General features: G+C 56.9%; 17 protein-coding genes. 7 read left to right on the top strand and 10 right to left on the bottom strand.

Going from position 1 to position 19291, the window contains the following annotated elements; all coding sequences use genetic code 11:
• Positions 1–18: 18 nt before the first annotated feature.
• A complete protein-coding gene (locus WBL42_RS06765) occupies positions 19–1092 on the top strand; it encodes a radical SAM protein (RefSeq protein WP_424720512.1) in 1074 nt (357 codons plus the stop codon).
• Between the two features lie 343 nt (positions 1093–1435).
• Here the strand turns inward: WBL42_RS06765 and WBL42_RS06760 are convergent, their stop codons facing one another.
• Positions 1436–2689: a Coenzyme F420 hydrogenase/dehydrogenase, beta subunit C-terminal domain gene (locus WBL42_RS06760; RefSeq protein WP_424720511.1), complete on the bottom strand. Its 1254-nt coding sequence runs from the start codon at positions 2687–2689 to the stop codon at positions 1436–1438.
• A 1-nt stretch (position 2690) separates the two neighbouring features.
• Positions 2691–4550 (bottom strand): molybdopterin oxidoreductase family protein, encoded by a 1860-nt coding sequence (locus WBL42_RS06755; RefSeq protein WP_424720510.1) that lies wholly within the window; start codon positions 4548–4550, stop codon positions 2691–2693.
• Between the two features lie 175 nt (positions 4551–4725).
• Here WBL42_RS06755 and WBL42_RS06750 point away from each other — a divergent pair, with 175 nt between their 5' ends.
• Entirely contained in the window at positions 4726–5340 is a 615-nt protein-coding gene (locus tag WBL42_RS06750; protein ID WP_424720509.1) for a hypothetical protein, read from the top strand.
• A gap of 316 nt (positions 5341–5656) precedes the next feature.
• Here WBL42_RS06750 and WBL42_RS06745 read toward each other — a convergent pair whose 3' ends face one another.
• Positions 5657–6595, bottom strand: a complete 939-nt coding sequence (locus WBL42_RS06745) for a hydantoinase/oxoprolinase family protein (protein WP_424720508.1) — start codon at positions 6593–6595, stop codon at positions 5657–5659.
• A complete protein-coding gene (locus tag WBL42_RS06740) occupies positions 6592–7479 on the bottom strand; it encodes an ATP-grasp domain-containing protein (protein WP_424720507.1) in 888 nt (295 codons plus the stop codon). Before WBL42_RS06740 ends, WBL42_RS06745 begins: the two co-directional genes overlap by 4 nt.
• A gap of 82 nt (positions 7480–7561) precedes the next feature.
• On the opposite strand from WBL42_RS06740, the gene surE reads away from it, so the two are divergent.
• Together surE and rpiA are read left to right on the top strand one after the other, a co-directional pair.
• Positions 7562–8344, top strand: coding sequence for a 5'/3'-nucleotidase SurE (gene surE, locus WBL42_RS06735; RefSeq protein WP_424720525.1), 783 nt, complete (start codon positions 7562–7564; stop codon positions 8342–8344).
• A gap of 69 nt (positions 8345–8413) precedes the next feature.
• The gene (rpiA, locus tag WBL42_RS06730) at positions 8414–9130 is read left to right on the top strand and encodes a ribose 5-phosphate isomerase A (RefSeq protein ID WP_424720506.1); all 717 of its coding nucleotides are present in this window, start codon (positions 8414–8416) and stop codon (positions 9128–9130) included.
• Here the strand turns inward: rpiA and WBL42_RS06725 are convergent.
• The 3 genes from WBL42_RS06725 to acs all read right to left on the bottom strand — a co-directional run bounded on the left by WBL42_RS06725 (position 9110) and on the right by acs (position 12206).
• A complete protein-coding gene (locus WBL42_RS06725) occupies positions 9110–9484 on the bottom strand; it encodes an ArsR family transcriptional regulator (protein WP_424720505.1) in 375 nt (124 codons plus the stop codon). The genes rpiA and WBL42_RS06725 overlap by 21 nt on opposite strands.
• A 213-nt stretch (positions 9485–9697) precedes the next feature.
• Entirely contained in the window at positions 9698–10258 is a 561-nt protein-coding gene (locus WBL42_RS06720) for a TATA-box-binding protein (RefSeq protein WP_424720504.1), read from the bottom strand.
• Positions 10259–10310: 52 nt separating this feature from the next.
• Positions 10311–12206: an acetate--CoA ligase gene (gene acs / locus WBL42_RS06715; RefSeq protein ID WP_424720503.1), complete on the bottom strand. Its 1896-nt coding sequence runs from the start codon at positions 12204–12206 to the stop codon at positions 10311–10313.
• A gap of 270 nt (positions 12207–12476) precedes the next feature.
• Between acs and WBL42_RS06710 the strand changes: the two genes are divergently transcribed.
• On the top strand, positions 12477–14540 hold the full coding sequence (locus tag WBL42_RS06710) for an acetate--CoA ligase family protein (protein ID WP_424720502.1): 2064 nt from the start codon (positions 12477–12479) through the stop codon (positions 14538–14540).
• A 469-nt stretch (positions 14541–15009) separates the two neighbouring features.
• On the opposite strand, the gene WBL42_RS06705 is transcribed toward WBL42_RS06710, so the two are convergent.
• Both WBL42_RS06705 and WBL42_RS06700 read right to left on the bottom strand, forming a co-directional pair.
• Positions 15010–16185 (bottom strand): SHOCT domain-containing protein, encoded by a 1176-nt coding sequence (locus tag WBL42_RS06705; RefSeq protein WP_424720501.1) that lies wholly within the window; start codon positions 16183–16185, stop codon positions 15010–15012.
• Between the two features lie 709 nt (positions 16186–16894).
• Complete coding sequence (locus WBL42_RS06700; protein WP_424720500.1) at positions 16895–17209, bottom strand: transcription factor S; 315 nt, start codon at positions 17207–17209, stop codon at positions 16895–16897.
• A 190-nt stretch (positions 17210–17399) separates the two neighbouring features.
• On the opposite strand from WBL42_RS06700, the gene artA reads away from it, so the two are divergent.
• The gene (gene artA, locus WBL42_RS06695; protein ID WP_424720499.1) at positions 17400–18299 is read left to right on the top strand and encodes an archaeosortase A; all 900 of its coding nucleotides are present in this window, start codon (positions 17400–17402) and stop codon (positions 18297–18299) included.
• A 102-nt stretch (positions 18300–18401) separates the two neighbouring features.
• Here the strand turns inward: artA and WBL42_RS06690 are convergent, their stop codons facing one another.
• Positions 18402–19034, bottom strand: a complete 633-nt coding sequence (locus WBL42_RS06690) for a CDP-alcohol phosphatidyltransferase family protein (RefSeq protein WP_424720498.1) — start codon at positions 19032–19034, stop codon at positions 18402–18404.
• Between the two features lie 53 nt (positions 19035–19087).
• Here WBL42_RS06690 and WBL42_RS06685 point away from each other — a divergent pair.
• On the top strand, positions 19088–19291 hold a 204-nt coding region (locus WBL42_RS06685), incomplete at its 3' end, for a hypothetical protein (RefSeq protein WP_424720497.1).

Here is a 19291-nt window from a genome sequence, read left to right as displayed (position 1 = left end):
ACCTGACATAAATATCTAATGACCAATTTGTTTTTCAAGAGAATCAAGAGAAAGGCCCTTCTTTCAGGCTTTTGCACCATGAGGGAACTGGGGAGGACACCCCCGCCGAAGACCGTGATCTGGGAATGTACTCTTGCGTGCAACATGGAATGCATCCATTGCGGTTCGGGGGACAGCCGTACTACCCGGGACGAACTGTCGACAGGGGAGATATCGGATATTATCCGGGACCTCTCGCAGACGGGAGTGATGAGGTTTCTCGCCACGGGCGGCGAACCGCTCCTGCGCGCCGATCTCCTTGAGGTCCTTGAGCGAGCAAAGGAATGTGGCCTGGAAACGGGATTTTCCACGAACGGTTCCCGTATCTCTGAGGAAAATATCGCACGAATCGTCCGGGCCGCCGACTCGATACAGGTCAGCGTGGATGGGATCGGGGGGACCCACGATACGCTGAGAATGACCGACGGCGCCTTTGCCGTGGCGATGAACGCGCTGAATCTCCTGAAAACGCACGGCTGCCGCCAGGCCTGCATGACCTCGATCATCTCGCCCCGGAATATTCATGAACTGGAAGATCTCTACACGCTCGCACGGAAGCATGCCGATCTCTGGAGGATCGGGACGGTGATGCCCATCGGGAGGGCATCGGAAGATGATTCCCTCTTTTTATCGGACGGGCAGTTGAGATCGCTCCTGGATTTTATCGCCGGGAAGATGCATGATCGCTTCCCGATCCTCCTTGGAGAGAACCTCGGATACCTGGGGGACTGCTACGACCGGAAGATACACCGTAACGATTTCTTCTTCTGCGGGATCGGGATCATCTCGTGCTGCATCGGTGCTGACGGGCAGGTCCGGGGTTGTCCGGAACTGCCGCCAGCAGGAGGATATATCGCCGGGGACCTGCGAAGGGAGAGCTTTGCAGATATCTGGGAGAAGGGGTTCGGGCAGTTCCGCGACGGGAGGTGTTCCTCCATCCCCGCTGAATGCAGGGAATGCAGGGACCTGGATCTCTGCGGGGGAGGGTGCCAGGTGATGAGCCTGAAGGGAATGCACTGCACAAAGAAGCGGGTGGAGTCTCCCGGGACATGACCTGCCACAAAAGAATATCCGGAACGGGTCTTGTGTGTTGTCAGGACATTTAACTTCCTGACAGGCAGGTTTTACTACGGGATTATGTTTTTTTCGTCCCGTCAATGCAACAGCATCTGAACAAAGATATATCGTTCTATAACCGTATGGGGGTCGCCACAACGGCCGGGGCGAGCCGACCGCAGTCCGTGGAAATGTTTCAGGAAATTTCAGGGGGTTAATACCACGTTACCCTTATGAATAGCGATCCCGATTACCGGCTCCCCGGGAAAAGATAACTCCCGGAGAGAAACAAAAGGACGCGGAAATCACAGGAAACCCTGCAAAAAAAGTATGATTGAGGTTAGTGCTGCTTCATCGGGTTGAAGACGTTGAGGTAGATCATGTCGCTGCCGGTGTTGTGCAGGCGTGCACGCTCTACCTTCTCCTCTGCGTATGCGAGGATCGGGAGCTCCATGGAGATACCCGGGGTGTGGCCGAACATCTTCTCGAGTTCTACCTGCTGGGCGTGCATGAAGAGCGCGTTCGGGATCTCTGACGGGCAGAGTTCCTGGCACTGGCCGCAGTTCACGCAGCTGGATGCGATGTGGGCGAAGCGGATGAGGTGGAACATGAAGTTCGGGGGTACTTCGCCGGGGGTGATATACGACGGGTTCTTGGTCGTGCAGTCGACACAGTAGCAGATCGGGCAGGCCGAGATGCAGCTGTAGCACTTGATGCAGCGGGAGGTCTCGGTCATGATCTTCTTGAGCCGGTCCTTGCCCTCGCCGAGTGCCTCGAAGTCGTGCTTTCTCCACTTCTCGCCGAGCTTCAGCATTGCGCCCTCGACCTTTCCGCGGATGTCGAGGCCCTTGGGGTTCGCGGGCTCGGTTGCAAGTACACCGGACTTGACGGCGCCGGTGACCAGGTTCGCACCCTTCTCGGAGCAGACCTCGACGAAGGTGGCCTTGCCGGCCTTCTCGCCGATGACACCCCAGTTACCGCAGGCAAGGTCTGCCTGGCGGGGGACCTTCATCTTGCAGCGGCGGCAGTTGGACCTGCGGCCATAGCCGTGCTCTTCGAGTTCGTCGACCGAGATACCCTTGTGGCCGCCTTCGTACTCGATGATGAACTGGCCCTTGTCGATCTCTTCCTTGTGGACGGTGTCCGGGTCAACGCCGTACTTGTCGGCGATCATCTTGCGGGCGAGGACCGGGCTGACCGACCCACCGCAGTTGACACCGATCATGACCACGTTGTCGAGGTTGATCTGCTTGCGCTTGGCCAGTTCGTAGAATGCCATCGCGTCGCAGCCCTTGACGGTGACACCGAGCTTCATGTTCTCGGACCCTTCGAGGTACTTCTTCACGAGCTTCGGGAGGAGGAGGGTACCGCAGTGGAGGGAACCTGCCGTGTTTGCGAGTTCCGCGGATGTCTTGACAAGGGTCGGCTTTGCATCGTAGAGGTCCTTGCCCCGGGAGATGACGAGCACCGCGTCGACTGCCTTGGTGTCGAGCGCATGCTTCCAGATTGCGGTTACTGCGCCACCGAGTTCGGCCTTCTTCTTGATGTCTGCATCATTGGTCCATGCATAGAGCATGTCGCCTTTCTTTGCCATGTTATGCTTCCTCCGTTACTTTCTCGAGTTTTACAGCCGCAGCCGCAAAGCCTGCGGGCATGGAGACGACACCCTGCTTGATTTCGGCGGTAACTTTGGCTGCAAGGACTACGCTGCCGGCCTTGCCGGAGACCTTGACCGCGTCGCCGTTGATGATGCCCTGGGCGTGTGCATCTTCCTTGTTGATCGCGACAACCGGGTAGGGCCATTCGCGGACAATGGACGCGCTGTTCATGGAGAGCGTGCCCATGGGCCACTGTGCGGCGACCATGAACGGGAACTCTGCACCGGCTGCCTCGCCGGCCTTGTACTCTACTGCGGCAAAGGCTGCCTTGCCGTCCTTTGTGCTGAACTTGTCAGCGTACAGGAATGCAGTGCCGAAGACGCCGCCTGCTGCGGGCCACTGGATGGCTTCGGGCTTCTCGAGCTTCGCATAATTGATGCCTGCGTATGCGGGCACTGCCTTTGCGATCTCGTTGAAGATGGCCTCTGCATCCTTGAACACGAAGTCCTTCTCGTGTCCCATTGCCTTTGCAATGTCGCAGATGATCTGCCAGTCTGCCTTTGAGGTCCCGACGGGCTCGATCGCCTTGCGGATCCGCTGGACCCGGCGCTCGGCGTTGGTGACGGTGCCGTCGCGCTCTGCAAAGGAGGCAGAGGGCAGGACAACGTTTGCCTTCGCGGCGGTCTCGGTCAGGAAGAGGTCCTGGACAACGAGGAAGTCGAGCTTGCCGAGGGCGTCGGTGACGTGGGCGCCTGCGGAGGCGATATTCTCGCCAACTACGTACAGTGCCTTGATCCTGCCGGCTGCTGCCGCATCGATCATGGCCGGGACGGCCAGGCCGTTCTCGCCAGGGACTGCGCCGACATCGGCTGCACCCTGGGCATTGGACTTGCCGCGGAGGAGGTTGACCCCTGCGCCGGCCTTGCCGACATTGCCGGTGACGAGCTGGAGGTTTGCAAGGGCCCGGATAAGGTCCCCCGAGCCTGCACCTGCGGAGGTGACTACTGCCGCGGGCTGTGCTGCTGCGAAAATCTCGGCTGCCTGGGTGATGAGGGCTGCATCGATGCCCGCGATCTTGGCGACTGCCTCAGGAGTGCTGGATGCGACTGCTGCCTTGGCCTTGTCGAAGTTGCTTGTCTTCTTTGCAATGAAGTCCTTGTTCTCCTTACCTGCCTTGATGATCGCGCTGATGATACCGTTGACGACTGCGACACCGGTGCCCGGGTTGCAGGCAATGTGGATGTCGGCAAGCCGTGCCGTTGGCGTCTTGCGGGCATCGGCTACGATGATCTTTGCACCCTTCTGCTTGGCGATGATGATCCTGCGGCCTGCAAGAGGGTTCTCCTCGAGCGGGTTGCTGCCCACGACGAGGATTGCCTGTGCGGTTTCGAGATCGGCAAGCGAGTTGGTGGTAGCACCGGCGCCGAAGGCATCAGCGAGGCCTTTGACTGCATCGGCATTGCAGCGGCGGCCGCAGTAGTCGATGTTGGCAGTCTTCAGCACGTTCGCTGCGAAGTTCTTCAGCACAAAGGAGTCCTCGTTGCTGTTCCGGGCGGAGGCGACAACACCGATCGCGTCTCCCTTGACGGCCTTGAACGCGGAGGCGATCTCCTTGTAGGCGTCTTCCCAGCTTGCCTCGACAAACTTCCCGTCCTTTTTGATGAGCGGGGTGGTCAGCCGGTTCGGGCTGTTGACGAACTCGAACGACTTGTTCCCGCGGATACAGACCTTCCCCTCGTTGACAGGGTTGCGCTGCCAGGGTGATATCCCGGCAAACTGGCCGTCCTTGACGACCAGGTTGATACCGCAACCATTGCCACAGTAGGGGCAGGTGCTTGGTACGTATTTGAATTCCATGTTCTAACCTCGAACACAAATTGTCTGACGCATCGGTATATAAGATTAATGAAAAAGTACCAGAAATTGATGAATAACGGTGGGTTAATGTGGTTCCATAATACAATGTACTCAGTACACTACCACATAAATGGAAGAAAGCGCAGTACGGAAAAACAAAATCGAAGGATCTCCCATGAAACCACCCCGCATCCCCCCCATGGCAGCCGCCATCATCCAGAATGCCTTCTCCGCACTGGACGGGATCGCGTTCACGGAACTCGCTGCCTGCCCGCACTGCAGCGGGACGGTCGCGGGTTATGATATGAAAGAGAAGCAGTTCGCGGTCATAGAAGATGAGGGGGCGGAACGGACAATCCACGTGAAGGTGAAACGATTCCGGTGCCGGGAGTGCGGCCGGCTCTGCTATGCAGACGAGCCGTTCTACCCGGACACACGGATCGGCTCGCCCGTCATCGACCTCTGCGTCACGCTCTCGGCCACGATGCCCGCGGGACGGGCGGCCCGGGTGCTCGAAGCTATGGGCGTGATCGTGGACCGGACCAGCTGCCTGCTCTATGCAAAGAAGCATCCGGGTGATATCCCGACCGCGGATGTCTTTGGCATGCGGCTGCCGTTCTCGGTACTCTCCCTCGCAAACCTTGCTGCCCTTGTACCGGAAGGGGAGCGTGTCGCCGGGGCAGACGTGCTCGCGGCCTGCGGTTATCCTTCGGGGCGCCGTGCATCGGTGACTCCTCAAGCGCCGGGACAACAGGAACCCGTACCGCACCAGGGCAGTGACAGCGACTGAGCTAAATGCGGATGTGAAAATTCCAGAAAGTATACCAAAAAGTTGCAATTGCTGTAATTTTCTTGTGAATTGCCGGTAAACAGAAATAATCCTGAATGATAAATAAGTGAAAGCTCCACTCATTAACGAGTGCTCCCCGCCTCAGGGCCTCTCCGAGGCACGGCGGGGCAGGGAGTTGTCTCTTTATCAGTATACGGTAACCTCGTGGAATCGATATCAGCTAGGAATATTTCTTAGTTATGAAGGTAATTCCAGCAGCATCGCAAAGCGCAGGGGCGGTGCGGGGGGACAGGCACTGTCCCCTCCGCAACACCAATTACGAAAATACCCCATCCCTCAGTGCAATCTCCCGGACCGCAAACGCCGGCAGCGCATCCGCCACCGGTCCGAGTTCACAGTTAAGGCTGATCGCACCAAGCTTCCCGGCAAAGAACGGCGCCCCGATCCCCGCGACAATGATCGATTCCGCTCCCGATGAGGAGACACAGGCCCGCACGGCATCGCAGACCACCGTGCACTGGGCGTCCCGGAATTGCCGGGCAATCTGCACTGCGCCCTGCTCGCCGATCTCCTCGAGGTCGGCGCAGACCACCCGGGCCAGCCGGCGCAGGGACGCATCCCGGGTCTTCTCCTTGTGGTCCGGGGTGTCGCAGCCATATTCTTCTGCCGTGATCGTCCCGAGCACGAGATGGACATCGGCGCTCGTGGCGAAATACTCGCTGCTGACCGGGGTCCTGGTACCGCCAAGATCCACGGTACGAAGGAGCGTGACCACGTTCGTCCGGAGCATCCCCGTGTAGACGAGATAGCCTTGCTGCAGCCGGGCGAGATCGGTGAGGCCACGCAGGGTATCGAAACGGCCAAGAGGAATAATATCCGCGGTCGTGCTGCCGATGTCGAGCAGGACCGCATCGGGATACTTCGCCCGGAGGTAGTCGGCCGAGGCGAGCCAGTTCGCTGCGGCCAGCGCCGGTACGGCCCCATCGTGGAATGCGGCGTCCGTGCCATAGAACCGGGCATACGGGAACGCACGCCGGACCGCGTCCACGATGAAGGAGATCCCTTCCATCTTGTTGCTGAAACAGTCTGCCAGTTCCCCGCTCATCACCACGGCCACCTGATCGTTCTTTCCGTTGGCATACGGTTCCAGCAGGGAGGTGATCGGCGCTTTCTCCCAGAGCGGGCAGTAGTGGATGTGGACATCAGCCCCGTCGAAGATTTTCAGGTTCGCCCCGCCCACATCGATCCCGATCATAGCTTCGTGACCTTCCCGTCCGTATCGAACCGGGCGCTGCCCGTCAGGTGTACCTCTTTGGGCCCGTTGCCTTTTGACGCAGCGATCAGGAGCTCCGCGATCTCTTCCCGCATGCACGCCGCGATACCAACGAGGCTGGTCGTGATCCGGGGGTTCACATCTACCACGTACACTTTGTCGGCCACCACCACGTCCACCCCGCAATAGCCCTGGCACCCGAGCACTTCGACCGTTTTCCGGGCGATATCGGCAATCTCCGCCTCGCGGGCCGGGTGGACCGGCGTCTCGCCGCCAAGGTACCGGAACGAGCCGCCCCCGCCGATCGCGATCTCCTGTTTGTTCACGGCAAGAATAAGAGGAGGGTTGCCGGTGAAGTACAGGCAGGCGTCCCCGATCACCCGGTTCGGGATGATGCTGACTGAATAATGCTCACCTTCGATATACTCCTGTGCGAACTCCCCCTCACCGGGCAGGCCTACCGAGAGCCGGACTCCTTGCGCACCGCATCCTTTCACGGGCTTGATCACGCGCTTTCCGGCCCCTGCATCGCCCGGCACGGGGATGCCGTTCTGCAACAGGATCTTCCCGGTCTGCACCTTGTTTGCGCAGAGCGCCACGGTCATGAACCCGCAGCCGAGGTTGTGCGTGGCCTGCTCGAGCAGGAAGGTGTACTTCGAGAGCAGGTGGTCCGGGGCGATCACGATTCCCATTTCGCAGGACGGGGCAAGTCGCGCGATCTCGTCACCGAAATCGCCGGGGCCTGGCAGGACCACATCGAGCCCGCAGCGTTCGAAACTGGCGCGGAGCACTGCAAGCATCGCCGCGCCCTCGTGGGCAAGCGAGGGATCGTGTGAGACCGTGTATTCAGCTAGGAGGACCTTCATCCCGTTCCGGTTTGCACTTTATAGAAAATGAGCCCACCGATCAGTGAACTATTTTGGGGGGTGGAGCTATAGAAGAATGCACATGAGACCCTCGATCCTGCTGACCAACGATGACGGCGTGAGCTCTATCGGGCTCTGGGCCGCGTACGAAGCCCTCGCCCCGATTGCCGATGTAACCGTGGTCGCCCCGGCCACCCAGCAGAGCGCGGTCGGCCGGTCGATCTCGATCTTCGAGCCCCTGCGGGCGAGCCGGATCACCATCAACGGGCAGGCCGCATGGTCGGTGGCAGGCAAGCCAACCGATGCGGTGATCATCGGCCTGTACGCCCTGAAACTCAACCCCACGATGGTAGTGAGCGGGATCAATATCGGGGAGAACCTCTCGTTCGAATCTATCATGACCTCCGGCACTGTCGGCGCTGCGCTGGAGGCCTCCAACCAGGGCACGAAGGGGATCGCCTTCTCCCTCCAGGTCGAGGACCAGGGGGACAAGTTCGACGACCCGAGTTCCCACGGGCAGAGCTTTGACAATGCAAAGAAGATCGTCCGGGACGTGGTCTCCCGGGTGCTTGAATCCGGGTTCTGCCCCCATGCGGACGTGATCAACGTGAACATACCTTCGGATGTGAAAGGAGGGTACGAGGTGACCCGGCTCGCCCGCAAGCTCTTCCATACCGGTGTCGAGAAGCGGCTCGACCCACGGGGCAGGCCGTACTTCTGGATCAACGGCCCGCTCTACGAGGATGCGGAGGAGGGAACCGATGTCCATGCTGTCAGGAAAGGGAATGTGTCCGTAACACCGATCACACTCGACTGCACGGCGCACGATGCGCACGAGGAAATAAAAAAGATATTTCTTCCCTGATGATGGCAGACCTGCCCGGGAACAAAGCGCACTATTTTAATTATCCCTGCACCGATACGTATCACTTGCATGGATGAGAAGGCACGCGCCCTCACGGCGGCAAAGACTACGGCCGGGTTCCGGGCTGCGGATATGGTGGAAGACGGAACGGTTCTCGGCCTTGGAACGGGTTCGACCGTGTTCTACATGATTGAACGGCTTTCTGTCCGCATACGGGAAGAAAGGCTGAAGATATCGGGGATTCCGACCTCGTACCAGACCGCCATCAGGGCACGGGAGTACGGCATACCGCTGGCAACGCTGGACGATTACCCGGCGATCGACCTGGCAATCGATGGCGCGGACGAAGTGGACCCGGGCCTGAACCTGATCAAGGGGCGGGGAGCCGCCCACCTGCGGGAGAAGTGTGTAGCTGCCGCGGCATTCCGGTTTATCGTGGTGGTAGACGAACAGAAAGTTGTCCCCCGGCTGCAGGCCCCGGTGCCGGTCGAGATCCTCCCGTTTGCGGCAACACCCGTCCTTGCCCAGCTCCGGGCACTGGGCTGCAAACCGGTGATCCGCGAGGGTGTGAAAAAAGACGGGCCGGTGATCACGGATAACGGGAATTTCATCGCCGACTGCAGCTTTTACAGCATTGAAAGCCCTGCCCTGCTCGAAGCAGAGATCGGAAAGATCGCCGGTGTGGTCGAGAGCGGGCTCTTCACCGGGTTTGCCGATAAGACTACCCTGATAATAGGAAATAAAAAAGAGTGTAAAATTGTCTCTTCAGCGGATATAGTCCCGTAATTTCTGGACAAGGGCCAGCTGGTTGTTGGCTTCCTTCTTCTTCTCTTTCTCGATACTGTCCATGATCTCATGGATGGGCCTCGCCAGCTCGTAGATCTTGACCGGGCGGCCCTTGCTCTCGGCCTTGCTCTCCCTGCTGGAGATCCAGTTCTGCTCGATCAGGTAGCGCATGGCGATGCTGACTTCCGGCTGCCGGAGATCGGTGCCGCGCTCTATGGCACGGGAGGTTGCCTCGGGGGTGTTGGCCAGGAAGACCAGCACTTTTGCTACGTTCCTCTTCGTTCCAATCTCGATGAGGAGGTTTGCAAACTCCTCCTCTTTCTCTGTAAAATACATCACACTTTCAGTTCTCATTGGTTCACATCCACAATTTTTTTTGGAACTCTGTATAACAATTATCTAAAATAGGATATATAGGCTCTGTTATTGTCAGTTAATGACCGTGAAAATTATATAGGGGAAAAAAGTTCAGGGCAGCCGGATAATGTTCATCATATAAAGAGGGGGGTATCGACCCTTCTTGTTGATTGTCCCCGGTCCGCACGATCCGGTGCAGTGCACGCGGTTTCAGAGAAGTCCCAAGCTGCGCAGGTCCGAAAGGATCTTGATGACTGCCTTCTTCGCATCTTCCGGTTCCTTGCCGCCCGTGATGATCAGCTTGCCCGAACCGAAGAGCAGGACCACGACCTTGGGGACATCGAGGCGGTAAACGAGCCCCGGGAACTGCTCGGGTTCGTATTCGATCTTGTCGAGGTTGAACCCCACAGCGATCTTGTTGAGGTTGATGGGCGTGGCAAGATCGGCCGACGTGACGATGTTCTGGATCTTGTACTCGAGCTTCTTGGGGATGTCGATGCCCTGCTTACGCAGGAGTCCCCCGAGTATGTTGAGGCCCTTGCTCAGGCTGTCGATACTCTTTGCTCCGGTGAGAACGACCTTGCCGGACCCAAAGACGAGCGCGGCGATCTTCGGGTCCTGCATCCGTAAGACAACACCGGGGAACCGCTTCTTGTTATATTCGGCATCCTTGATATTGGATGCAAGAGCGGGCAGATCAAGATAATCCGTCACCTTGGCAGAGGCAACGATATTTTCGATCTTGAGGGAGTCTTCTGGCCTGACCTTCATATTTATAAATGCCACAAAACAGTATTTAAAAAATTGGGTTTGGATCCATCATTTATTCTTCGAGCGTGGAGACATCGCCGGGGTCCATCCCCATCTCCTTTGCCTTGAGGACACGCCGGACAATCTTGCCGCTGCGGGTCTTGGGGAGGGTGTCCATGAACTCGATCTCCGAAGGCATGGCAATAGGGCCGAGCGTGATCCGGACATGGTAGATGAGCTCGTTTTTCAGCTTGTCGCTTGGCGTGTGGCCGACTCTCAGCGTCACGAATGCCTTGATGGTGTTGCCCTTGAGGGGGTCCGGTTTCCCGATGACTGCTGCTTCCGCCACGGCCTTGTGGGAGACCAGCGCGCTCTCGACTTCGGCAGTCCCGATGTTGTGCCCGGCCACCACGATCAGGTCGTCCGACCGCCCGATCACCATGATGTTGCCGTCCGTTCCCTTGATGGCGAGATCCCCTACCAGGTAACAACCCGGGATGGTTTCCCAATACTTGCGGTAGCGTTCATCATTATTGTACACCGTCCGCATCATGGCCGGCCAGGGTTCCTTTATGACCAGCAGGCCGCTCTGCCCCGGTTCCACCGGCTTCCCGTCCTTGTCCACCACGTCAACAACAACGCCGGGGATCGATTTGCCTGCGAAACCGGGCCGCATGGGTTCCCCGAGCACGGTCGTGATCATGTGCATGCCGGTCTCGGTCTGCCACCAGGTGTCCACGATCGGGCACTTGTCCTTGCCGATCACATGGTAGAACCATTCGAATGCCTCCGGGTTCAGCGGCTCTCCCACGGACCCGAGGATGCGGAGGGAACTGAGGTTATATTTATTAGGCCATTCCTCCCCCAGTTTCATGAACATGCGGATGGCGGTCGGGGCGGTGTAGAGGATGCTCACGCCGTACTCCTCGACCATCTTCCACCAGATCCCGGGATCGGGATAATCGGGCGTGTTCTCCGAGATCAGGATCGTTCCCCCGACAGAGAGCGGACCGTACACTACGTAGGAATGCCCGGTGATCCAGCCGGGATCGGCAGTACACCAGTACACATCGCTCTCTTTCAGGTCGAAGATGTACTTTGTGGTGTAATAGACGCCGACCATGTATCCCCCGCAGGTATGGACGATCCCCTTGGGCGCCCCTGTTGTGCCGCTCGTATAGAGGATGAACATCGGGTCCTCGGAATCCATCACTTCCGGAAGGCAGTCTGGGGACATCTCATGGACAACGTCGTAGAAGTCCAGCTCCATCTCGCTGTGGATCTCGACCGGCCTCCCGAGCTCCCTACGCAGGACAATGAGGTGTTCCACCATCGGGGCATTGATGATCGCCTCTTCGATTACGTGCTTGAGCGGGATCGACTTGCCCCTTCGCACGGCCATGTCTGCCGTGATCACCACTTTTGCGCCCGCACCAACGATCCGCTGGTTGAGTGCCGCGGCACCGTAGCCTCCGAAAACAACGCTGTGCACTGCCCCGATACGGGCGCAGGCGAGCATTGCAATCACCTGTTCGGGGATCACCGGCATATAGATACAGACCCGGTCGCCTTTCCCTACGCCGAGCTCCTTGAGCCCGTTGGCAAACCGGTTCACTTCCCGGAGGAGCTGGCGGTACGTGTAGACCCGCTCCTCTTCTTCAGTCTCGCCTTTCCAGATCAGCGCTACCTTGTTCCGGTTCTTCCCGAGCACGTGCCGGTCGAGGCAGTTGTAGGTAATGTTGGTCTTGCCGCCCACGAACCATCGCGCGTACGGGTAGTTCCATTCCCTTACCTTGTCCCATGGTGCATACCAGTGGAGTTTGGATGCGATCTTCGCCCAGAACGCATCGGGATCTTTTAAGAATTCAGTATAGGCCCAGGTGTAATCCCCCATCCAGCTGTTCTGGCGATAGGAGGGATCAGGCGTATAGTACTTCACTTCCGGTTTTGGATCCGCGCTCTCTGCCATGGAGTACCTCTAATCTACATTATCAATAATGATGAATTCTAATTAATTTTGTGGTTTTGATTGCGGAAATCTGCCCATTTCTGCCACCAATTCACGCCGGAGAGCGATTCCCGGATTACAGCAAATTTAAATCATGACATACCAAATTTGTAAAAAAACCAATGTGCGGGCAAGAGTTTTGTTCACAAGAACCCTTCTGCACGCATTCTCCCAACACAACAGCCCGTTTTCCACAAGGGGAACGGACAACACAAGACTCGAGGTGAACCATTGACCCAGAAAATGTTGAGTGAAGCAGAAGGATATGATATGCTCAGGAAGTACGATCTTCCTGTACCGGAATACCAGATCGTGAAGAGCGGAGAAGATGCAGCACATGCCTGTGAACGCATGGGCTGCCCGGTCGTCATGAAGATCATCTCGCCCCAGATCGTACACAAGAGCGATGCCGGCGGTGTCATTGTCGGTATCGGCAGCAGGAAAGCAGCCCTTGGCGCATTCACGAAGATCATTGACGGCGCAAAGGCCTACGATCCCGAGGCCCACATCGAGGGCGTGATCGTTGAGCAGCAGGCCGAGCCCGGCCTCGAGCTGATCATCGGCGGCAGGACCGATGCGGCATTCGGCAAGGTGATCACGTTTGGCATGGGCGGGACGATGGTCGAGCTCATGAAGGACGTGACGCTCCGCATCCTGCCCATTACGGATGAAGAGATCCGCCAGATGATCAAGGAGATCAACGCATACCCGCTCATTGCCGGGTACCGCGGCTCCAAGCCCCGTGACGAGGAAGATCTTGTCCGGATCATCACCAACGTGGCCCGCTTTTTTGAAGAGAACGGGCATGTAGTGGAATTCGATATCAACCCGATCCGGCTGTATGAAAAGGGTGCCTGCGCAGTCGATGCACGCATCATCGTCGATGATGACATAAAGGTCGTTGAGAAGCCCGTGCGGACTCCGGTCCCGATGGAATATTTCAACCCCCGCTCGATTGCAGTCATCGGTGCGTCCCAGGACTCGTCGAAGATGGGGTATGCCGTCATGCATAACCTCCTCCACTTCCCCGGCCAGCTCTACCCGGTCAACAACAAGCGGAGCGAGATCCAGGGGCTCAAGGCATACCCGACCATCACCGCAATCCCGGCGCCGGTTGACCTTGCTGTCATCACAGTACCTGCAATACACGTCCCCGGGGTTATTGAAGAGTGCGGGGCAAAAGGCGTCCCGATGGCCGTGATCATCACGGCCGGTTTCAAGGAGATGGGCGAAGGCGGCAAGGCACTGGAAGACCGTGTCCTCGCCATTGCAAAAGGGCACGGGACCCGCATCATCGGGCCGAACTGTCTTGGTGTCATTATCCCCCCTAAGGGTATCGACACTACCTATGTCCACCAGTCGCCAAAGCCCGGCAACATCGCGTTCATCTCCCAGAGCGGGGCCATCATCAACACCGTCGTTGACTGGAGCCTTGCAAAGAACATCGGGTTCTCGAACGTCATCTCCGTGGGCAACCAGTCCGACCTCGACTTCCTCGATTACATCCGGTACGTGGGTAAGGATGAGAAGACCAAGGCGATCATTCTCTACATCGAGCAGATCACGGACGGCAAGGGCTTCATGGAGGTAGTCTCCGAAGTGGCCAAGGTGAAACCGGTCATCGCGATCAAGGCCGGGTCGTCCCGCAGGGGCCAGGCCGCCAGTGCTTCGCACACGGGTTCGCTCTCCGGTTCCTACGAGGTCTACATGGAAGCGTTCCGGAAATCCGGGGTGATCGTAGTCCACACCCTCACCGGTGCCTTCCTTGCCGCCCAGATGCTCGCCCACCCGAAGCGGTACCCGAAAGGCAAGCGGGCCGTAGTCATAACGAACGCCGGCGGGTTTGCCGTGCTCTCCTCCGACTATGCAGAGCGGTACGGTGTCGAGATCGTCGACCTCCCCGCGAGCGTGGTCGACGAGATGAACGAGTTCCTCCCCGAGTTCTGGAACAAGGGCAACCCGATCGACCTGCTCGGCGATGCGACCGAGAAACGGTTCGAGAAGACGTTCGAGGTGCTGGCAAGGCACGAGGACCTCTGGGACATCGCGTTCATCATCACGTTCCCGAACCTCGTCCTCACCTCGGAGCAGATCGCAAAGCAGATCCTTAAGTTCTCCGCCATGACGCAGAACCGGCTCGTTGCCACGCTGCTCGGCGGGGATTCCATGAATATCGGCCGGGATATGCTCAAGGAGCACAGCATCCCCAGCTTCGAAGAACTGGATTACACGTACCGGGTCATGGGCCGCGTGCTCTGGCAGAAGTTCCGGGTCAAGGCACCGGGACTCCTGTAAAATATTCCGGTATTCTTTTTTTTCTCCCGTGTACGGGACAGTAAAAAATTGGCTCTGTAGAAATCCTCTTTGGGCAGTTTTACAAGGTTCTGTTGCGTTGGCGGTTGGTGACCGATATTTCACCTCGTTGAAATTCCGCAATCAACCGCCAATGCAGCAGCACCGACCTGGTAAAGATCCCTGATGAACAACGGATTCATATTGAACTTGCCCTGGAACGGTTTGCAGCAAGCCCGGGCCAGCGGCATGATGTTGTGAAGGTTAGAGACAGACCGAAGAACGCACCAAGGTATCGGCTTCGGATCGGCGAATACCGCGCTACGTTTTTCATGCACGATGATCTGCTGATTATCGAAATCATCACTATCGAAAAAAAGAACTTCTCATACTAATTTTGGCTCTGTAGAATCCCATATTATCCTTAAAAAAATAGCATTTCTACAGAACCAAAAAAAATTCTTTTTAGCGATTACAGCCGTTTGAGCAATTCTGTTTTTTTCGCAGTAAATTCCTCCTCCGTAATGATCCCCGATGTTTTAAGTTCTCCTAACTTTTTGATCTGATCGAGTACCGACTCAGCGGGAGGGATGCCCAGCGAGGGGTGGGTTTCGGTCTTTGCCAGGGGCGGGATCTCCCGGACATTGCCGCTGGCAGGACTCATCGTTGTCGTGGGGATCACGTCATCATGTACTCTGATTACCTTACCCTCCGGGTATTCCGGCATCTTCCCGGCGGCAGCTGTACCCGCAAAAGGTTCGTTGCCGGCATCGTCAGGTGTACTGCGCCCGGGAACTACCGTTGATTCCGGTTCTCTTATGCCGGATCCACGAGGTGTCGTCTTTGCCACATCCGTCTCGTAAATCTTTTTCAGGTAGGAGACCTGCTCATCTTCCCGTTTATCATGCCTGCAGATCAGTTCCGTGAGAATTGCCTGTGCCTTTTTTGGATCACGTATCCCGTACAGGCAGTCAAGGGGATACCGGGATCCCTCCTCGCGGCCTTTTGCGTATCCTATTCCTGCACCAAAATTGTCTTTCTGTCCTGTCGCCCCGATACCACGGAACGATATTTCCTGGCCCCACCGGGTCATGCTTTGTGGGATGAGCGTCCCGTAATTGAACATGGTCCCCAGGAAATCCTGCTCAAATACGATCCTGCCGATCTGATCGTACGGGACCATGTGCTCCTGCACAGACAGCAAACCACCCCGTATCCACACCCCCTCCTTTGTGATGATGTACCGTATGGACCGCCGGAACTTTTCGGTTGCAAGAATAACGATAACCGCTGCTACAAAACAGAACGGCTGGACAAGGAATTCTATCCACTGCAGGAGGAGGAGCAGGTAATTACCCGATGACGGTGAGATCCCGGCCAGCCCTGTCATGATCATCCCCGCCACACCGCTCAGGCCAAGTGTCAGCGAGGTACTTATCCACAACCCGGTCAACCGCATCGACCATCCCACCGATGCGAAAAAAATGAAGATGCCAACAGGGGCGATCATCAGGATGGTGAGACTGGTGGCATAGGTTATTGGTGAAGCATACGGGTTGAGAGGGCCGGTCGTATAGCCGGACATCATAGCCGGTACTACAGAAATAAACGACGACGACCCGATCTGGAACATCCGCTCGAGGATCATTCGTACAAAAACACAGACTATCACTAACACGATCGGAGAAAGGGCCATCAGATATTTGAAGAAAAAACTGGCCCTCTCCGGACTTGTTGAGAGGAGGACGGACCCGTTACCCGTATCCTGCTTCTGACCGGGATCGCGGTTTTGGTCCCGGACCAAATCCTGTTGCATATTCGTTTCGGGAATGGATTTCGTAAATGCACTGCCGCAATAGGGACAATTTTCCTGATCGAGATCAGTACACCGTTCGCATTGCGGGCATATTTTTACTTCGTCCATGGTCTGCTCTGTGTAGATTGAAAATGCTGGAGTGAAATATATTCCGGTTCGTTTTTACACCAACACACCCGGAGGGGAGAATTTCCCGACAGGGATTTACCTCTTCCCAAAAAGAAAAAACCTGGCTTTGAGGGAATGAGAGCTGCCGGCAGGACCGCGATTGCCTGGTAGTCCCGGTGCCAGGACCGGTTACCTCTGTCATCCATCATTCAGCATATAACTGCACGGACTGCATGGCCGTCACCAGCTACGGTTGATATACTGGCCACCGGATCATCCCCGTGCCGGAACCTTTAGCGCCGGAGATCCTGGATACATACATCAAAGGATTCTTATTCCGGGTAACAGGACGCTGTTTTGAGATTGAAAACAACATCGGGCAAAACAATTGATGGGATTTCTGAAAAAATGGAGATATTCGTATGGCTGGTGCCTAATCGTACTGCCGCCAGGTGTGGCCGCATTCGGTGCAGCGGAAGAACCGGACCTCGCTTTCATCCGCAGCCCGGAGCTGGCGCAGCCACCAGATCGCGAGATTGTTCTCGCACTTCGGGCACTTGATCTGGATGGTGGGCATGGTCTTTATTTTATCATCCTCATCATCCACGATCGTGATCTCATTCTCCGTGCGCATCTTCTGCGTCTTCATCTGGTCAGTTACTTCAATCTTACGTATATACCCGCATTTGCGGCACTTGAGCTGACCCCCGGAAGAGATCATCATCGTCTTACATTCAGGGCAGAACATCGGTATAGTATGCGTGATGCTAGAAGATTAACCCTCTTATCAGGGCTGTAACCGGATTTACGGATATTGTGGCAGTATTCCTGAAATGTGCGGGAATCACGCTTTTTTCCGGGTTTGTACCAGGGTAACGATGGGGGCATCAATATGCACGGCAGAATCCTTTTTTTGGTATCGGGTGGATAATTGTATAATGATCGAGTACCTGGTCCTACTGTCCTGCGCCGGATTTCTGGCGTTCCTCATTCCGGGTCCTCATCGCAGGTATGCCGCAATAGCGGGCTGGATCTTCATCGTCCTCACCCTCTTTGCGATGCTGCCGGAATTTTTCAAAGAAGACAATTTCATGTATCCCATCATTGCAGCGCTCTCCGTCCCGTTCCTTGCAGTAACGGCAAAATATCTCCTTGCCGGGGACGAGCGGGTGCTCCACCTCTCACGGGCAGCAGCAGTCGCCTTCCTCATCTATGCTCCGTTCGGGTTTGCCGAGATCCCGCTCTTCGCATGGCTCGGCAACCAGTTGATCTCGCTTGTCGTAAACCAGATCCTCTGGATCCTTGGCCTCCTGAATTTTGCCGTTACCCTGACCTGCATGGATCCCGCAACCCAGCTGGTGATGGCCCCCTCGGCCTGCGGAGGCCAGCTGCTCGATACCATTACCCGGAACGGGTACAGCGTCCAGATCATTCTCGGGTGCACCGGCATCCAGAGTATCGCGATCCTTCTCGGGGTCGCCGCGGCGGTCCCGACAACCCTGCGGCAGAAGGTCTGGGCGTTCCTGATCATTGCGCCGACAATCTACTTCCTCAATCTCCTGCGCAACGTCTTTGTCATCATGGCCTACACCGACCAGTGGTTCCCGTATTTCAGGGATTTTGCAGGCAACGGCGAGCCGGGGTACGAGAGTTTCTTCTGGGCGCACAACGTGATCGCCGAACTGACGGCACTCCTTATCCTGATCGTCATCGCGTACAGCCTCTTTACGCTCATCCCGGAACTCGGGCAGTTCGCGGATGACCTGTACCAGCTCTATTACGGCGAGATCAGGAAAGCGTTCGGTAAAGGTACAGATACGCCGGCACTGCAGAAGTGACGCCGATCATCTTCCCGGGTATTGTTGCCTGGAGCCTCTTTGCATTCATCCCGGAACCCCGGCAGTCCGCGGATGACCTGTACCAGTTCTGGTACGGCGGGATCAGGAAAGCGTTTTATAAAGGTACATGATCCGCTGTATTGCCGAAAGGTTGGTGCAGACTGCGATGATGATGACCGAGACCCAGATCACGTTGCAGAGGCCGCCGAGGATCAGGACAACAAACGTCTCCGGCCTGCCGAAAAAACCGACGCCTTCGAGCGGATCGTCGATCTTCCCTTCCACTTTTTCCCGGTACCCGATTTCAGCATAGACCACGGGCTTGATGAACGTGTTCATCAGGGACCCGATGATGGCAAATGCAACAACGCCGAAATCCGCTGCTGCCGGGACCGGCAGGAACTGGCTGATGACCTGGACCCCGCCAAGCCCGATACCAAGGAGTACAAGCCCGTCCACGTATTTATCGACAATCCAGTCAAAGACCGCCCCGAAGTTGGTGTGGGCACCGGTCTTCCGGGCCACGCTGCCATCCACGAGATCGAAGACTGCCGAGAGCAGGAGGAGGAGCGCTCCCGCCAGGAACTGGTGCAGGAAGAAGAGGGCCGCACAGGCTATACCGGCAAGCAGCGCCATCAGGGAGATCTGGTTGGGGGTGATCCCGAGGCGTACAAAAACATCTGCTACCGGTTCAAGGTACCCGATGAACCTTGGCCGGAGTGCAGTAATATTCATATAACCTCGCCTCCATGAACAGTATTAAGCAATTTGAGCGGGAAAGTAACACCATGTACTCGGTGAAGGAATATCTGGATATGATGGAAACGGCGGATCGCGCTCCAGGGACTATCCGATCGTACCGGCTGATCTTTGAGTCGTTCGGGAAGTTCCTTGGTGTGCCCGTTGATGAGATCCATGATCACCTATCGTCAGAGAACTTGATAAAATACGCGGGATCACTGAAAGGGTACTCCGGCCAGACGGTCCGGCAG

The sequence above is a fragment of the Methanoregula sp. genome (assembly GCF_049686655.1).
Taxonomy (GTDB): domain Archaea; phylum Halobacteriota; class Methanomicrobia; order Methanomicrobiales; family Methanospirillaceae; genus Methanoregula.
Note: the sequence above shows the minus strand (reverse complement) of the source record. Positions and strands in the feature narration are given on the sequence as shown.